Genomic DNA, 16,148 nt, shown 5'->3' with positions numbered 1-16,148 from the left:
CATCAGTTATATTAAGTTGAGGTAATATGAAGCGCGTAGAATTTGCGGTTGCGGCTAAACAATTGAAACTTACCTATCGTACCTGGCAAGGCTCGGCAGAATATAGTGCGCCTTGATAACTAAGAGTATAAGGTTATTTTATAGCGCGATATATTATCGCGCTATAAATATTAAAGTTAACAGTTACCAACGGCTATAAAAGTTGTTTCCCTTTGATAAATATTTATAACGCGTTCGTTACCGTGTTTGTCCACAAGTATAATTGTACGTATTAATCTTGTATTGAGGTCAGTCATTACACCGCTAGGGCGACAATGAGTTTGTAAGTTGTTTTTTCTTACTAGAGATTCAAGCTCGTCGGTTGAATAAAAATCCTCAACGTTATTTATATTGTTAATAAACCTTGTAAGAGTTTGCCCGTTAGCGGCTCGTGATGCGTCTAAATCAGCTACAATTTTTGCAGCACCTTTTGTTACATCAACATTTATGAAAATTCGGCTACCGTCATCGAAGTTCATGACGACATCGTAATTGAGGATTTTACCTAGTTTGTTAGTTTCGATATTCCCTAATACGAGTTTTATAAGGCCACTTGCTTTATCTAGGGCGGCTATTGTGGAAATTTCATTAGCATTATTTCGCATCTCAAGGTCTATTTCATTGTTCAACAAACCTTCACAATTACCATCATTATTGATGTAACTCATCGCGGTTTTACAGACATTGAGTGACGACTTTACCGTTGACTGTTCACTCCCTGAATACATGACACCGTCTTTTTGAGTAAACGTTAATGCGTCTTGTACTTGCTTATAGTAATGCTGTGCTTCATTTAAGTGTTTTACAAAGTTGCGCTCATGTTGTGTAGGGTTTATGCGTTGCACGGTGATGTGGCCTTGTTGAGTCACAAGGCCATTCGCGTTAACTACCTTGGGGATTATTTTGACCTGGAACCTATTGGCTTCGTTATCATCAATATTATAAATAGCGTAAGGTTGATAAAATGGTTGATTATTGATATCACTAATACAGGTCGTATCATCATTGCTGCAGCTATCTTGTAAAATAGGTATGTAGGTTTGCTGTTTTATAAAAGTAACTTGATCTACAGGACAACTTGAAAACTGTTCCTTCCAGTAATGACTACAAATAAGGCCATCACCTTGTGCTGAAACATGCTTTGTAAGTAGAAAAGCTGGGGATAAAAAAATGAGAAGTAGTATTTTTTTCATAGTATTTAATTCCTTTTAATTGGTTGAAAAAACAACCATACCAATGAGGGGTACAGATGTAAAAATATTGTTTTTTGTAAATTATTATTTCTGTCAATGGTAAGAGTTAATAAATTAACAAAATCGTTTATGCTAGGTGACTACCGTATCCAAGCTCTATATTATTTGACAAAGATTGACAGGGCTGAGTGTGCGATGTATGTGTGGTGAGCTTAAGATCGGTCTTGAAATAAAACCTGAATTGAGCTGATTTTTGACTTATAAATTATAAATTATAGTTTATAGTTTATAGGACGAGAAAAGGGCCAAAAGGCCCTTCGTGTTGCAGCAAGTAACACATTTTTTATAAAGTAAAGTCTACAGCGTAGCCTACATACACTTTAATATCATCGATATCTGTATCAGATAATCCAAAAGTAAAACCATCTTTTGAAATTGATACGCCGTAATCAAGAATATTACTATCGCCAATAAAGTCACCTGAATAATGACCTATATGCAGTGCCATTTCAGTGCCGTTACTACCAATCGGAAAGGCGTAATCGGCGTTAAGATATAATGAATCACCAAAGTCAGTACCATCACCGCTAGCATCTGTTGTTGCTAGAATTGCAGCACCAAACGTAAAGCTTTCAATGCTGATACTACCGTAAATTTCAGAGAAATCTGCGTCTGCTTCAGAAGCTGCATCAGGGTAAGCGTAATAAATATAACCAATATCGTAGCTAACGCTTTCGTTAATGGCGCCACCAAAGCCTGCATATAAGTCAAGCTCGTAGGTCATTTCGTCAGCCCACGAGGCATTTGAAGCCCAAGTTCCTGCATAAAAACCTGATTCATTGGCATAATCAATACCGCCTGAAATTGCTGCATCGCCCCCAGTTTGCTCTTGACCACGCCATAAGTAGTTTGATGTTGCCGCTGCGTTTGCTGTTACTTCAGCATGTACGGCTGTTGACGTTAAAGATGTTGCGCCCATTAATGCTATAGCACTGATAGCGATGGTTTTTTTTAGTTTTAGCATGTCCATTTCCCGTTATATGATTTTTGCTCGCCAAGGTTTTTATTATGTATTCGGAACCTTTAGGTTGACGGCCTTTTACTGTTTAACTGACGGGATAATTGCACTGTATGTGCCAGCTTCATTATTTTTTATTAAAAATTATTTTTATACATTAAAAACATGAGCTTGTATTTTATAGGTTGAGAAGAGATATGGCGTGTAGGAAGATATTGCGCACACTGCTGGTGCATAAATTAACCTAGCCGCACCATAAAAGCACGGCTAAATTAGAAGTTTTTAGCCAAATATAGTGCGCATAAGGCTAATTGTTTCGTTTACACTACGACCTTTTTGAACTTCACTCACAATTGAATCGCGCTTACTGCGAATGTGCTCAGGAATATCGTCAGCAGCAAGTGCGCGGTCTACTAAAATTTCTGCAGACTCTTTACCTCTACGCTGAGTTTTACCTGTCGTAGTTGTAGTACGTTTAGGTTTACTTAACAGTTTGATGTAGTTAGAGTTATCTGGTGTTTTAGCATCAGCATAGTGAAAGAAACATGGGATTAGCGCTTTAATAGCAACTAATTGTTCTTCTAACTCATTACTAGGTTTAGCCATTTTGTACCATGACATAGCTTGAATACCTTTTACAATATCTTGCCAGTAACGCTCAAAATCACTATTTTTTAGTTTAGAAACACCAAGGGCACCGCATAATGCATCTAATCGATTGTTTGTGATTGGAGTAAATATATCAGGGCGACGCATTGCAAGCAGTCGTGTTGCAGGCGCAAGTGTTGGTTTTTCATTATTGTCGGTGAATATCTTTGAATAAGCAGCAACAAATTGTTGATATTCGTACTGAGTAATATCACCTTCAAGTGGAATATTTATTAGTGCATCGTCAAAGGCACCTGGTAAATCGCCAAGCATTTGATGAAAGCTCTTCGCACTTTTTGTTGATGCAAACCATTCAACGTCAAAGTTGTATGTGCTTGGATCTAGTGATGCCATGTGCTTACCGCTAAACGCAAGTAAATCTTCAGGAATCATATCTTTAAGAGATTGTTCGCGAATGCTTTTAATGTAGTCTACTAGGCGAAGCTGTTCATCAAGAGCAATAACGTCCTTGTGTTGTTCTACAAATACACTTACAACAGGCCACGGAGCAATACGTAAAGTTTTAACCTGTAAAAAGCTGATAGCTGAAATAAGCTGATCGTGTAGCTTCTTAAGTACTGGTAATTGCTGTGGCTCCAGTAAATCGTAGTTCATACGATCTCTGCTTGCACTTAGCAATTCGTAACACCAAGGTAAAAAATCATCAGGGTGGTTTTCTACTTTCACGGCCATAAGGTTAAGGCTTAATTCTGAAGATTGCTTCAGAATGTTCTGATAGATTTGATTTTCTTGTTCGCCTAGCGTCATTTTTGACGGTGAAATTAGCAGTTTTTTCATGCCTTGTAGAATCTCCGGTTTAGATATATTTTTTTTGCTGGTCTATTTTAACGCAATTATGCTAATAACAACAGCGCTGTCCTCCATACGTTGTAATTGAAGTAGTTAAATCGGTGTTTTTGCCAATAGAATGAGACTAACGCTTTAACATGTATCAATCATTTTTATCTAGTACAAAGAGACTTTCAACTGAGGTATTAAAATGCTTTGCTATTTTTAGAGCAATTATTACCGAAGGGGTAAACCGGTTTGTTTCTACGGTACTTATTGTTTTGCGCGACACGTTAATAGCATCAGCAAGTTCTTGTTGTGAAAGCCCAGCTTCTTTTCGGTACTTTGCTATGTTATTTTGCATTTCCTCTCCTAATCACGATTTTGCCAAAGTAATGAAGCGCCATATACCAAGAGCATGATACCTAGATAGAACATTGCCATATTTGCATGCGAAACATCGCTAGGTATTGAATCGTTACTATACAAAACACCAAGAAGGCAAAATACAAATGCAAAACTTAAATGTTTATAGGCATTAGTATCAATGGTGTTTAGAAACTCATCTTTATAAGCGTATTGAAAATACATTTTTAACGGAAAGCCCCCTTTAATGAGGTAAATAATCACTATAACTACATAAAAAGAAACGCCCAATCCAACAAATAATAACCCTTCGTTATCGTGCTTTATTAGTGAGTAAACATTGAGAAGTAAACAAACCATGGCTGTGCTTATACTAAGCCATATATTTTGACTCATAAACTTTTCTTCAGTTTTAATATCCTGTTGTTTCATAATATTCATCCTGTAATAGTATTTATTTTTTGTAACCTATGGGTATCAATGTAACCTTAAGGTTTCACCGGGTCAATATTTATTTGTAACCTAAAGGTATCAAAATGTTTCAGGGGCGATTCAGGATAAGAATGTAATATCTAATAAAAAGCTTTTTTATCAGAACGACAATGATTTTAAGGCTAACACTCGCTATGATAAGAACATTATTTGCACGTTTTAAAGGACGATCATGAAAACCTTACTTAAAATTGTAGGTGTAATACTTTTACTATGTATAGCACTAATTGTTGCCGCCCCGTTTCTAATCCCTACTGATACTATTTTTAACAAAGTGTCGCAGCAGGTAGAACAAACAACTGGGCGCACTCTTACTATTAAAGGTGATAAAACACTTAGCGTATTCCCTGCATTAAAGTTAGAACTTAACGACGTGCATTTTGCAAATATGGGATCAGGTTCGCGCGCCGATATGGCGAGTATGAAACAGCTTGCTGTACACATACCTTGGTTTTCATTATTTGGTGGTGAGTTTAAATTAGATAAGTTTGTTATAAACGAACCAAATATTCTATTAGAAACCGACAAAAATGGTAAAGCCAATTGGCAGTTGTTTGATGCAGTTGCAGAGCAACCAAAAGAGCAGAGCCAATCAGGTGAAGCGATAAAGCTTCCAGATAACTTTGATATTGAGTTAGGTGAGGTTGCTATTTATGGCGGCACATTTACTTATCTAGATGGTCAAACAGGTGCCAAACAACAAATTAGCGATTTAGAACTCGCTATTTTACTTCCTTCACTTCGTAAAACATTAGAAGTAAAAGGGGGTATTACTTATATGCAAGAGCGTTTTGATCTTGATATAAAATTAGATACTCCTGCTAAAGCAATTGAAGGTGCTACTTTTAATGTTAAACAAACCTTAGATTCTCGTTTAGTTGATTTAACTTTCGAAGGAAGCATTGCTCAGCAAGGCCAAGATATTAAAGGCCAGTTAGCACTAAGCGGTGAGTCTGTTAAAAGTATTGCGAAATGGCAAGGTGTAGAGCTAGACGCTAAAGACAATGCATTTAACGGATTTAGTGTAAACGGTAAAATGCACCTACTAGGTGAGAAATTTAATCTAGAAGATTTAGTTGCGACGTTAGACGCATTAGAAATAAAAGGTAAGAGCGAGCTTAACCTAGGTAAGCATTTAGCAGTAAATGCTGATATTGATTTAGGTATGCTTGACTTAAACCCGTATCTACCTGAAGCAGTGGCAAAACAAGAAGAGCCAGAAGAGCAAGAAGATAAACCTGCAGAGCCAATAGTATGGGATGACACTAAAATTGATTTAAGTGCATTAAATTCACTAGATGCAAATGTAGTGATTCGTTCAAGTGGATTAAAAGCAAATGATATTAAATTAGGCGCAAATCAATTTACTGTTGCTTTAAAAAATAACGTTGCAAAACTAAGCCTAGATAGCTTTTCTGCTTATGAAGGGTCAGGTAAAGGCGTTATCAATGTAAACGCACAGCAAGTACCTTATAAAATATCAACTAACTTTGACTTAGCTGGAATAGATGCACAGCCTTTATTAACGGATGCGGCAGGTTTTGACAAGCTAATGGGTAAGGGGTCTTTAAATTGGAACCTAAACACAACTGGCCAAAGTCAAAAGTCGTTTATAGATGCGCTTAACGGAAAGCTTGGATTTGAGTTTGCTGATGGCGCTGTAAAAGGTGCGAATATAGCTGAGATGGTCCGCAAAGGTAAAGAGCTTATTACTGGTAATCTTGGTGCAGTAAGTGAAGGGCTGGACACAAGCTTCGAAGAATCAGAACAAACTGATTTCTCTGCGCTTTCAGGTAGCTTTAATTTTACTAATGGTGTGGGAAACAATACCGACCTTTCACTAATTAGCCCACTAATTCGTATTTCTGGTGAAGGCGACGTAGATTTACCAAAAACAAATGTAAATTATCGTTTAGTCACAGGCATTGTTGATTCTATAGAAGGGCAAGGAACTACTGATGATAGTACTGGTTTTAAAATTCCCCTTCGTATAAAGGGCCAATTTCACGATGTAGGTATTAAATTGGATGTGAGTAATGCTCTTAAAGATGAAGCAAAGCAGAAGCTAAATGACGCCAAAGAAGAGGCAAAAGAAAAAGCTAAAGACAAAGTGAAAGATAAATTAAAAGGTTTATTTGGTTAATCAACCACTGCTAACCTAAACAAGGCACTTATATAGTGCCTTGTTTGTTTTGTACTCATTAATAAAATATCAACATAGCCGCAATTGCCCTGCTTTGTTTATTCTCCACTCAAAATTAATTAAAAAATAACCTATCGCTCTCATCCTAATGCTGGTACAATTGCCCGCCCTTAAGAGACAACTCGTTTGTTTTTGAGTGGGATTTAATCTAAATGTCTTGATTCTTAAACAAATTTTAGACACGTTGTAATTACTACACCGGAGGTCATTAACATGATCCAAATGCAAACTCAGCTGGAAGTTGCTGATAACAGCGGCGCTCGCAAAGTGCAGTGTATAAAAGTCCTTGGTGGTTCACACCGTCGCTACGCAGCGATTGGCGATATCATTAAAGTTTCTGTAAAAGAAGCTATTCCTCGCGGTAAAGTGAAGAAAGGTGATGTTAAAAACGCGGTAGTTGTGCGTACCAGAAAAGGTGTTCGCCGTCCTGATGGTTCTTTGATCCGTTTTGACAGCAACGCTGCTGTTATCTTAAATGATAACTTGCAGCCAATTGGTACACGTATTTTCGGCCCTGTGACTCGCGAACTTCGTAATGATAAGTTCATGAAAATCGTTTCACTAGCCCCAGAAGTACTGTAAGGAGCCAATCATGGCAGCAAAAATACGTCGTGATGACGAAGTAATCGTACTAGCAGGTAAAGACAAAGGTAAGCGCGGAAAAGTGCTTTCAGTTGTTACTGAATCTGGTCGAATCTTTGTCGAAGGCATTAACTTGATCAAGAAGCACCAAAAGCCGGTTCCACAATTGAACCAAGCTGGCGGTATTGTTGAGAAAGAAGCGTCTATGGACGCATCAAACGTTGCGATCTTCAACTCGGAAACGGGTAAAGCAGATCGTGTAGGTTTCAAGATTGAAGATGGTAAGAAATTACGTATCTTTAAATCTACTGGTAAAACTATCTAATAGTTGGAGTAGAATGATGGCGAAACTGCATGAAGTATATAAAGACAAAGTAGTTGCTGAACTTCAAGAGAAGTTTGGTTTCAGCTCTGTCATGCAAGTCCCTCAGATCGAAAAGATCACATTGAATATGGGCGTGGGCGAAGCCCTAGCTGACAAGAAGATTTTAGATCACGCAGTAGCGGATCTTGCAGCAATCTCTGGTCAGAAACCTCTAATCACTAAAGCACGCAAATCTGTTGCTGGCTTCAAAGTGCGTGAAGGTTACCCAATTGGTTGTAAAGTAACCCTACGCGGCGAGCGTATGTGGGACTTTTTTGAGCGTTTGGTATCAATCGCTATCCCACGTATTCGTGACTTCCGTGGCGTAAGTGCTAAGTCTTTTGATGGACGTGGTAACTACAGCATGGGCGTACGTGAACAAATCATCTTCCCAGAAATCGATTACGATAAAGTAGACCGTGTACGCGGTATGGATATTACTATCACTACTTCTGCGAAATCTGATGAGGAAGGCCGTGCGTTGTTAGAAGCGTTTAACTTCCCATTTAAGAAATAAGGGTAGGGTTATGGCAAAGAATTCTATGAAAGCGCGCGAAGCAAAGCGCACAAAACTAGTTGCTCAGTATGCTGAAAAGCGTGCAGCACTAAAAGCTATCATCAGTGATGTTAATACATCTGAAGATGATCGTTGGGACGCGGTACTTAAGCTACAAGCTTTACCTCGTGATTCTAGCCCTGCACGTCAACGTAATCGTTGTAACATTACGGGCCGCCCACATGGTTTCCTTCGCAAATTCGGCATGAGCCGTATTAAAGTTCGCGAAGCAGCTATGCGCGGTGAAATTCCTGGCCTTAAAAAGGCTAGCTGGTAATAGAATCATGGGAGTAAGACTATGAGCTTGCAAGATCCTATCGCGGATTTGTTTACACGTATCCGTAATGGTCAATCAGCGAAGAAAGTATCTGTAACGATGCCAACTTCAAAGCTGAAAGTAGCATTAGCTAAAGTACTAAAAGACGAAGGTTACATCGCAGATTACGCTGTTAACAGCGAAGCGAAACCTGAGCTTTCAATCGAGTTAAAGTACTTCGAAGGCAAAGCTGTAATTGAAAATATCCAGCGTGTAAGTCGCCCTGGTTTACGTATCTATAAGAAACGTGACCAATTACCTAAGGTAATGGGTGGTCTTGGTATCGCTATCGTATCAACTTCTAAAGGCCTAATGACAGACCGCGCAGCACGCAGTGCTGGTGTTGGTGGTGAAATCATTGGTTTTGTAGCTTAATCGGAGGGGAACTATGTCTCGCATAGCAAAGGCACCAATTAATGTTCCTGCCGGTGTAGAAGTTACATTAAAAGGCCAGGAAATCACAGTTAAAGGCAAAAACGGTGAACTAACTCGTACTATCAACAACGCTGTTGAAGTACAAGTTAACGACAACGTTATTACAACTTTACCTCGTGAAGGCGTAGCTAATGCATGGGCTCAAGCAGGTACTGCTCGCGCTCTAATCAACAACATGGTTGTTGGTACGCATGAAGGTTACGAGAAGAAACTTCAGTTAGTAGGCGTTGGTTACCGTGCAGCAGCTAAGGGTAAAGTTTTAGACTTAACACTTGGTTTCTCGCACCCAGTTAATTTCGCAGTTCCAGAAGGAATTACGATTGAAACTCCAAGCCAAACAGAAGTTCTAGTTAAGGGCGTAGATAAGCAGTTAGTTGGTCAAACAGCTGCTAACATTCGTGCATACCGTAAACCTGAGCCTTATAAAGGTAAAGGTGTTCGTTACGCAGATGAGAATGTACGCCGTAAAGAGGCTAAGAAGAAGTAAGGTAAGACGATGGATAAAAAAACAGCTCGTCTACGTCGTGCTAAACGCACTCGTAGAAATTATATTGAACAAGGCACAACGCGTCTTGTTATCCACCGCACGCCACGTCACATTTATGCTCAAGTAGTTACTGCTGAGGGTAATGTACTGGCTGCTGCTTCTACTGTTGAGAAAGCTATTAGCGAAACAGTTAAAGGCACCGGTAACGTTGAAGCTGCGCAAGCAGTTGGCAAAGCGGTTGCTGAACGTGCGGCTGACAAAGGCATCGAAAAGATTGCTTTTGATCGCAGTGGCTTTAAATATCACGGCCGTGTGAAGGCGCTAGCTGATGCTGCGCGTGAAGCCGGTTTGCAATTCTAGGAGTAGACTATGGCTAACGTAGAAGCAAAGCAACAACAGCCTGATCTAGCTGAAAAGCTAATCGCGGTAAACCGTGTGTCTAAAGTAGTTAAAGGTGGTCGTATCTTTAGCTTTACTGCACTAACTGTAGTTGGTGATGGCGCAGGTAAAGTAGGTTTCGGTTATGGTAAAGCACGTGAAGTTCCAGCTGCTATTCAAAAAGCAATGGAAAAAGCACGTCGTAACATGATCAACGTAGACCTAAATGGCAACACATTACAGCATCCTGTTAAGGGACGTCATGCTGGCTCACTAGTGTTCATGAAACCAGCATCTGAAGGTACTGGTATCATCGCAGGTGGTGCTATGCGTGCAGTACTAGAAGTTACTGGTGTGCAGAACGTACTTTCTAAATGTTACGGTTCTACTAACCCAATCAACGTAGTACGTGCAACGATTTCGGCTCTTGAGAATATGAATTCTCCACAGTCAATCGCTGCAAAACGTGGCTTACGTGTAGACGAAATTCTGGGGTAACCATGGCAAATCAAACTGTAAAAGTAACACAAGTAAAAAGCTCTATCGGTCGTTTACCGAAACATAAAGCTACATTACGCGGTCTTGGTTTACGTCGTATCAATCACACTGTTGAGTTAGAAGACACAGCATGTGTGCGTGGTATGATAAACAAGGTTTCTTACATGGTTAAGGTAGAGGGTTAATTCGATGCATTTGAATACACTTTCACCTGCTGCAGGTTCTAAAACTGCTCCAAAACGTGTTGGTCGTGGTATCGGTTCTGGTCTTGGTAAGACTGGTGGCCGTGGTCACAAAGGTCAAAAATCACGTTCTGGCGGTAAAGTACGCGTTGGTTTTGAAGGCGGTCAAATGCCTATGCAACGTCGTCTACCTAAATTTGGTTTCACTTCTCGCAAATCTTTAGTATCTGCAGAGATAAACCTTTTTGAAATCGCTAAAGTTGAAGGCGATGTGGTAGACCTAAGCGCGTTACAAGCAGCTGGTCTAGTTAAAAAGAACGTTCTGTTCGTTAAAGTTGTTAAATCTGGCGAAGTTTCACGCGCTGTTACCGTTAAAGGCCTTAAAGCCTCTAAAGGTGCTCGCGAAGCTATTGAAGCTGCCGGAGGCAAGGTAGAAGACTAAGGAAGTACTAATGGCTAAACCAGGTCAAGATACACAAAGTGCACAAAGTGGACTTTCGGAATTGAAGCGTCGATTACTATTTGTTTTAGGTGCTATCATTATTTACCGTCTAGGTTCATTTGTGCCAATCCCTGGGATTGACGCCGCTGTACTTGCCGATTTCTTCGAGCAACAAAAGGGCACCATTGTTGAGATGTTCAACATGTTTAGCGGTGGTGCGCTTGAGCGAGCTTCAGTGTTAGCACTGGGTATTATGCCGTACATCTCGGCTTCGATTATTACGCAACTATTAACGCATATGTATCCTCCGTTTATAGAGCTTAAGAAAGAAGGTGAGCAAGGGCGTAAAAAAATTAGCCAGTACACACGCTACGGCACGCTTGTGCTTGCTACTATCCAATCAATCGGTATTGCCACAAGCTTACCGGGCATGATGGAGGGGTTAGTTGTTAACCCAGGTCTTGGTTTCTATTTCACCGCAGTGGTGAGTTTAGTGACTGGTACTATGTTCCTTATGTGGTTGGGCGAACAAATAACAGAACGTGGTATCGGTAACGGTATTTCAGTTCTAATATTTGTTGGTATTGTAGCTAACCTGCCGTCTGCTATTGGTTCGACAGCCGAAATGGCGCGCCAAGGTGATTTGAATGTTTTTGTACTGTTAATGGTTGCGGTTATAGTATTCGCTGTTACTTATCTTGTAGTGTTTTTTGAGCGTGGGCAACGTCGTATTGTTGTTAACTACGCTAAACGCCAACAAGGTCGTCAAGTATTTGCTGCTCAAAGCACGCATTTACCACTAAAAGTAAACATGGCGGGTGTTATTCCACCAATCTTTGCTAGCAGTATAATTCTGTTCCCTGGTACTATTGCCAGCTGGTTCGGCCAGGGTGAAGGTCCGGTCGCTGATGTATTACAAGCAATTGCAACTACGTTGACCCCAGGTCAGCCGTTGTATTCACTTGTACTAGCTGCGGCTATAATCTTCTTCTGCTTTTTCTATACAGCGTTGGTGTTTAACCCTCGCGAGACAGCAGATAACCTTAAGAAATCTGGCGCATTTATCCCAGGTATTCGTCCAGGTGAGCAGACATCTAAATACATTGATAAAGTGATGACACGCCTGACATTGGCAGGTGCTTTGTATATAACCTTTATCTGTCTGGTGCCTGAATTCATGACGATGGCGTGGCAAACGCCATTTTACTTCGGCGGTACATCAGTTTTGATTATCGTTGTTGTAATCATGGACTTTATGGCACAAGTACAGACTCACCTGATGTCTCATCAGTATGATTCTGTGCTGAAAAAAGCGAACCTTAAAGGCTACGGTCGATAAGGTCAGTTTACGGAGTTGAGCAATGAAAGTACGTGCTTCCGTTAAGAAAATATGCCGTAACTGTAAAGTTATTAAACGTGCTGGTGTAGTACGCGTAATTTGCAGTGAGCCTAAGCATAAGCAAAGGCAAGGCTAAGTAAACAGTCGTGCAGGCTGAGGTTTCTCGGCCTGTGTTTTTAGTTGTGATTTGGTCTTCGTTTGAGTATCCTTACGGGCTTTTCAAACTTATGATTACCAAATTCAAATATAGGAGATGTGTTAGTGGCCCGTATCGCTGGCATTAACGTCCCTGATCATAAACATGCAGTTATTGGTTTAACTTCTATTTATGGCATAGGTAAGACTCGCTCTAAGGAAATCTTAGCAGCGACTGGTATCGCCGAAACCACAAAAATCGGTGAACTTTCAGACGAAATTCTTGATGTACTGCGTGATGCAGTAGGCAAGTACACTGTAGAAGGTGATCTTCGTCGTGAAGTTACTTTGAATATCAAGCGCCTTATGGACCTTGGTTGTTTCCGTGGCCTACGTCACCGTCGCTCTTTACCACTTCGTGGCCAAAGAACTAAGACTAACGCGCGTACCCGTAAGGGTCCTCGTAAGCCTATTAAGCGATAAGGGGATAGTATTATGGCTAAGACACCAATTCGTCGTAAAAAGGTTAAAAAGCAAGTTGCTGATGGTATGGCTCATGTTCATGCTTCTTTCAACAACACTATTGTAACGATTACCGACCGTCAAGGTAATGCACTATCATGGGCTACTGCCGGTGGTTCAGGTTTCCGTGGTTCACGTAAATCTACACCATTTGCTGCTCAAGTTGCTGCAGAGCGTGCAGGTACTGCTGCTCAAGAATACGGTTTAAAAAATCTAGAAGTTTTCATCAAAGGTCCAGGTCCAGGTCGTGAATCTGCTGTACGTGCTTTGAATGCTGCTGGTTACCGTATCACCAACATTACTGACGTGACGCCAATACCACATAATGGTTGTCGTCCACCGAAGAAACGTCGCGTTTAACAATAGGTTAGGAGAAATAACATGGCAAGATATTTGGGCCCTAAGCTCAAGCTGAGTCGTCGTGAAGGTACTGACCTGTTCCTTAAGAGCGGCGTAAGAGCTATCGACTCTAAGTGTAAACTTGAGACTGCACCTGGTCAGCACGGCGCTCGTAAAGGTCGCTTATCTGATTACGGTTTACAATTACGTGAAAAGCAAAAAGTACGTCGTATCTACGGTGTATTAGAAAAGCAATTCCGTAACTACTACAAAGAAGCTGCTCGCCTTAAAGGTAATACAGGTGAAAACTTGTTACAGCTTTTAGAGCAACGTTTAGACAATGTTGTATATCGCATGGGTTTTGCTAGCACACGTGCTGAAGCACGTCAGTTAGTAAGCCATAAAGCGATTTTAGTTAATGGTCGTGTTGTGAACATTCCTTCATACGTAATTACTCCAGAAGATACTGTTGTGATTCGTGAGAAGTCTAAAACACAAGCACGTATCATCGCTGCTCTAGAGTTGGCTGAGCAACGTGAAAAGCCGACTTGGGTTGAAGTTGACGGTAAGAAATTGGAAGGCAGCTTCAAGCGTCTACCTGAGCGTTCAGATCTGTCTGCGGACATTAATGAACAACTAATCGTCGAACTTTACTCTAAGTAAAGTTAAGAGTTAAGAGAGGATAAAATGCAGGGTTCTGTTACAGAATTTCTAAAACCAAGGTTAGTCGATATCGACGCTATCAACCCAACGCGTTCTAAAGTAGTTTTAGAACCACTAGAGCGTGGCTTTGGCCATACTTTGGGTAATGCCTTACGCCGTATACTGTTATCATCTATGCCTGGATGTGCAGTAACTGAAGTTGAAATCGACGGTGTATTGCATGAGTACAGCGCGAAAGAAGGCGTACAAGAAGACATCATTGAAATACTTTTAAACCTTAAAGGTTTAGCAGTAACGTTAGAAGGCAAAGATGAAGTTTTTCTGACCCTGACTAAATCTGGTGTAGGCCCTGTGACTGCGGCTGATATTCAGCACGATGGCGATGTAACAATCGCTAATCCAGATCACGTTATTTGTAATTTAACTACAAGTAACAGCGAGATCAGCATGCGAATTCGTGTTGAACGTGGTCGTGGTTATGTGCCGGCATCTAGTCGTTTATCCTCTGATGACGATGAGCGTCCAATTGGTAGGTTGTTGCTTGATGCATCATTCAGCCCAGTTGAACGTATTGCGTACTCGGTTGAATCAGCCCGTGTTGAGCAACGTACAGATTTAGACAAGTTAATCATTGATATGGAAACAAACGGCACTTTAGATCCTGAAGAAGCGATCCGCCGTGCGTCTACTATCTTAGCTGAGCAATTAGATGCATTCGTAGACTTACGTGATGTAACTGAGCCAGAAGAGAAAGAAGAGAAGCCAGAATTCGATCCTATTCTACTTCGTCCAGTTGATGATCTTGAACTAACAGTACGTTCAGCAAACTGTTTGAAAGCCGAGCAAATTCAATATATCGGTGATTTAGTTCAGCGCACTGAAGTTGAGCTTCTTAAAACGCCTAATTTAGGTAAGAAGTCTCTAACTGAAATAAAAGACGTGCTAGCTTCACGTGGTCTTTCTCTAGGTATGCGCCTAGAAAATTGGCCGCCTGCAAGCCTAGCTGAATAATCTAAATCACTATATTAGTTTAGTTAGAAGGATAGGGTCATGCGCCATCGTAAGAGTGGTCGTCAATTAAACCGTAACAGTAGCCATCGTAAAGCGATGTTCAGCAATATGGCAAGTTCTTTGGTGAAACATGAAATCATCAAAACTACTTTGCCTAAAGCGAAAGAGTTACGTCGTGTAATTGAACCTTTAATCACACTGGCTAAGACTGACAGTGTAGCAAATCGCCGTTTAGCGTTTGCTCGCACGCGTGATAATGAAGTTGTTGGTAAATTATTCAGTGAAATCGGTCCACGTAACGCGGATCGTCCAGGTGGTTACACTCGTATTCTTAAGTGTGGCTTCCGTACTGGTGATAATGCACCAATGGCTTATATTGAACTAGTTGGTCGCCCAGCGACTAGCGAAGCAGTTCAAGAAGACGCACAGTCTGCAGAGTAAGTCTTAAAGAAACCTAAAAGCCGAGCTTAAGCTCGGCTTTTTCTTGCCTAAAATTTATTAATTTATATAAATCAGTAATTGCTTTCTACTTTGATCATTAATAAGTTTTAGCTTATAGATTCCGAATCGATAAGTTGTTTTGACGGCTGCTTTAATAGTCTTACCTAGTTACCTAGTTACCTTTTACTTACTATCCATTCAAAAAAGTTTATCAAATTCTAGCTAAGGATCACTTCCACTATATATATTGTGATTTCTATGTATTAACAATACAGCTGCAAACTGGGCTGTTAGTTGAATAATCCTTGACGAAGTTTCTATTTATAGAATTAATTAGAAGACATAACGTGTTCTTTCTAATCTATATCGATACTATGAACTTCACAGTAAAGTTAGCTATTACGGTATAAGTAAACTCACTTCTTAAATATGTAAAACTATGATTGAATATAGCCTAGTCAATTCAATTTTCAATTTTCAGTTTTTGTTTAGTAATATGATCCTTTCCCTATTGGTTAGCTTTTTCAGTATAGACTGTCCAAATATTTCTATACCTATTGTTGGGGTTGTTATAACTTTCATTTTAGATAGCTATATAAACCTCTTAGTAGAGATAGTTTGGTTGTGTTTTTGAGCGTTTAGCTCAAATACTCAGCGAACAGTCATTTATTTCACGTTTTCTTCAAAAAAGGGTTGATCTGTTTTTGGAT

Annotated in this window: 23 protein-coding genes; 18 read left to right on the top strand and 5 right to left on the bottom strand. The window is 40.2% G+C overall.

Annotated elements, in window-relative coordinates; all coding sequences use genetic code 11:
* Positions 1 to 176: 176 nt before the first annotated feature.
* From V6260_RS15075 to V6260_RS15055, 5 genes are all read right to left on the bottom strand, one after another.
* Entirely contained in the window at positions 177 to 1,232 is a 1,056-nt protein-coding gene (locus V6260_RS15075) for a hypothetical protein (RefSeq protein ID WP_341594948.1), read from the bottom strand.
* Between the two features lie 343 nt (positions 1,233 to 1,575).
* Positions 1,576 to 2,256 carry a TorF family putative porin gene (locus V6260_RS15070; protein ID WP_341594947.1) on the bottom strand — a complete coding sequence of 227 codons (681 nt, stop codon included), beginning with the start codon at positions 2,254 to 2,256 and terminating at the stop codon, positions 1,576 to 1,578.
* 276 nt (positions 2,257 to 2,532) lie between these two features.
* Positions 2,533 to 3,696 (bottom strand): hypothetical protein, encoded by a 1,164-nt coding sequence (locus V6260_RS15065; protein ID WP_341594946.1) that lies wholly within the window; start codon positions 3,694 to 3,696, stop codon positions 2,533 to 2,535.
* A 154-nt stretch (positions 3,697 to 3,850) separates the two neighbouring features.
* Positions 3,851 to 4,051 (bottom strand): helix-turn-helix transcriptional regulator, encoded by a 201-nt coding sequence (locus tag V6260_RS15060; RefSeq protein ID WP_024595207.1) that lies wholly within the window; start codon positions 4,049 to 4,051, stop codon positions 3,851 to 3,853.
* 8 nt (positions 4,052 to 4,059) lie between these two features.
* Positions 4,060 to 4,485, bottom strand: a complete 426-nt coding sequence (locus V6260_RS15055) for a hypothetical protein (RefSeq protein WP_024595206.1) — start codon at positions 4,483 to 4,485, stop codon at positions 4,060 to 4,062.
* 232 nt (positions 4,486 to 4,717) lie between these two features.
* On the opposite strand from V6260_RS15055, the gene V6260_RS15050 reads away from it, so the two are divergent.
* From V6260_RS15050 to rplQ, 18 genes are all read left to right on the top strand, one after another.
* Positions 4,718 to 6,688, top strand: coding sequence for an AsmA family protein (locus V6260_RS15050; protein ID WP_341594945.1), 1,971 nt, complete (start codon positions 4,718 to 4,720; stop codon positions 6,686 to 6,688).
* A 273-nt stretch (positions 6,689 to 6,961) separates the two neighbouring features.
* Positions 6,962 to 7,330: a 50S ribosomal protein L14 gene (gene rplN, locus V6260_RS15045; RefSeq protein ID WP_002959498.1), complete on the top strand. Its 369-nt coding sequence runs from the start codon at positions 6,962 to 6,964 to the stop codon at positions 7,328 to 7,330.
* 10 nt (positions 7,331 to 7,340) lie between these two features.
* Complete coding sequence (gene rplX / locus V6260_RS15040) at positions 7,341 to 7,655, top strand: 50S ribosomal protein L24 (protein ID WP_054206416.1); 315 nt, start codon at positions 7,341 to 7,343, stop codon at positions 7,653 to 7,655.
* Between the two features lie 16 nt (positions 7,656 to 7,671).
* Positions 7,672 to 8,211 (top strand): 50S ribosomal protein L5, encoded by a 540-nt coding sequence (gene rplE / locus V6260_RS15035; protein WP_024610257.1) that lies wholly within the window; start codon positions 7,672 to 7,674, stop codon positions 8,209 to 8,211.
* A gap of 10 nt (positions 8,212 to 8,221) precedes the next feature.
* Positions 8,222 to 8,527 carry a 30S ribosomal protein S14 gene (rpsN, locus tag V6260_RS15030; RefSeq protein ID WP_006794245.1) on the top strand — a complete coding sequence of 102 codons (306 nt, stop codon included), beginning with the start codon at positions 8,222 to 8,224 and terminating at the stop codon, positions 8,525 to 8,527.
* A 21-nt stretch (positions 8,528 to 8,548) separates the two neighbouring features.
* On the top strand, positions 8,549 to 8,941 hold the full coding sequence (rpsH, locus tag V6260_RS15025; protein ID WP_058547895.1) for a 30S ribosomal protein S8: 393 nt from the start codon (positions 8,549 to 8,551) through the stop codon (positions 8,939 to 8,941).
* Between the two features lie 13 nt (positions 8,942 to 8,954).
* On the top strand, positions 8,955 to 9,488 hold the full coding sequence (gene rplF / locus V6260_RS15020) for a 50S ribosomal protein L6 (protein WP_341594944.1): 534 nt from the start codon (positions 8,955 to 8,957) through the stop codon (positions 9,486 to 9,488).
* Between the two features lie 9 nt (positions 9,489 to 9,497).
* Positions 9,498 to 9,848, top strand: a complete 351-nt coding sequence (gene rplR / locus V6260_RS15015) for a 50S ribosomal protein L18 (RefSeq protein ID WP_058547894.1) — start codon at positions 9,498 to 9,500, stop codon at positions 9,846 to 9,848.
* A gap of 9 nt (positions 9,849 to 9,857) precedes the next feature.
* The gene (rpsE, locus tag V6260_RS15010) at positions 9,858 to 10,364 is read left to right on the top strand and encodes a 30S ribosomal protein S5 (RefSeq protein WP_002959485.1); all 507 of its coding nucleotides are present in this window, start codon (positions 9,858 to 9,860) and stop codon (positions 10,362 to 10,364) included.
* A gap of 2 nt (positions 10,365 to 10,366) precedes the next feature.
* Positions 10,367 to 10,549 carry a 50S ribosomal protein L30 gene (gene rpmD, locus V6260_RS15005; RefSeq protein ID WP_002959482.1) on the top strand — a complete coding sequence of 61 codons (183 nt, stop codon included), beginning with the start codon at positions 10,367 to 10,369 and terminating at the stop codon, positions 10,547 to 10,549.
* 4 nt (positions 10,550 to 10,553) lie between these two features.
* Positions 10,554 to 10,988 carry a 50S ribosomal protein L15 gene (gene rplO, locus V6260_RS15000; protein ID WP_002959480.1) on the top strand — a complete coding sequence of 145 codons (435 nt, stop codon included), beginning with the start codon at positions 10,554 to 10,556 and terminating at the stop codon, positions 10,986 to 10,988.
* 10 nt (positions 10,989 to 10,998) lie between these two features.
* Positions 10,999 to 12,327, top strand: coding sequence for a preprotein translocase subunit SecY (gene secY / locus V6260_RS14995; RefSeq protein ID WP_341594943.1), 1,329 nt, complete (start codon positions 10,999 to 11,001; stop codon positions 12,325 to 12,327).
* Between the two features lie 22 nt (positions 12,328 to 12,349).
* Positions 12,350 to 12,463, top strand: a complete 114-nt coding sequence (gene rpmJ / locus V6260_RS14990; protein ID WP_002959476.1) for a 50S ribosomal protein L36 — start codon at positions 12,350 to 12,352, stop codon at positions 12,461 to 12,463.
* A gap of 125 nt (positions 12,464 to 12,588) precedes the next feature.
* Positions 12,589 to 12,945, top strand: a complete 357-nt coding sequence (rpsM, locus tag V6260_RS14985) for a 30S ribosomal protein S13 (RefSeq protein ID WP_341594942.1) — start codon at positions 12,589 to 12,591, stop codon at positions 12,943 to 12,945.
* 12 nt (positions 12,946 to 12,957) lie between these two features.
* Complete coding sequence (rpsK, locus tag V6260_RS14980; protein ID WP_002959471.1) at positions 12,958 to 13,344, top strand: 30S ribosomal protein S11; 387 nt, start codon at positions 12,958 to 12,960, stop codon at positions 13,342 to 13,344.
* A gap of 21 nt (positions 13,345 to 13,365) precedes the next feature.
* A complete protein-coding gene (gene rpsD / locus V6260_RS14975) occupies positions 13,366 to 13,986 on the top strand; it encodes a 30S ribosomal protein S4 (RefSeq protein ID WP_002959461.1) in 621 nt (206 codons plus the stop codon).
* Positions 13,987 to 14,010: 24 nt separating this feature from the next.
* Positions 14,011 to 14,997 carry a DNA-directed RNA polymerase subunit alpha gene (locus V6260_RS14970; protein ID WP_341594941.1) on the top strand — a complete coding sequence of 329 codons (987 nt, stop codon included), beginning with the start codon at positions 14,011 to 14,013 and terminating at the stop codon, positions 14,995 to 14,997.
* Positions 14,998 to 15,036: 39 nt separating this feature from the next.
* Complete coding sequence (gene rplQ / locus V6260_RS14965; RefSeq protein ID WP_341594940.1) at positions 15,037 to 15,438, top strand: 50S ribosomal protein L17; 402 nt, start codon at positions 15,037 to 15,039, stop codon at positions 15,436 to 15,438.
* Positions 15,439 to 16,148 lie beyond the last annotated feature (710 nt).

This window comes from Pseudoalteromonas aliena, assembly GCF_038155085.1.
Taxonomy (GTDB): Bacteria; Pseudomonadota; Gammaproteobacteria; order Enterobacterales; family Alteromonadaceae; genus Pseudoalteromonas; species Pseudoalteromonas aliena_A.
The sequence above is the reverse complement of the archived record's forward strand: the minus strand, read 5'-3'. Positions and strand labels throughout refer to the sequence as shown.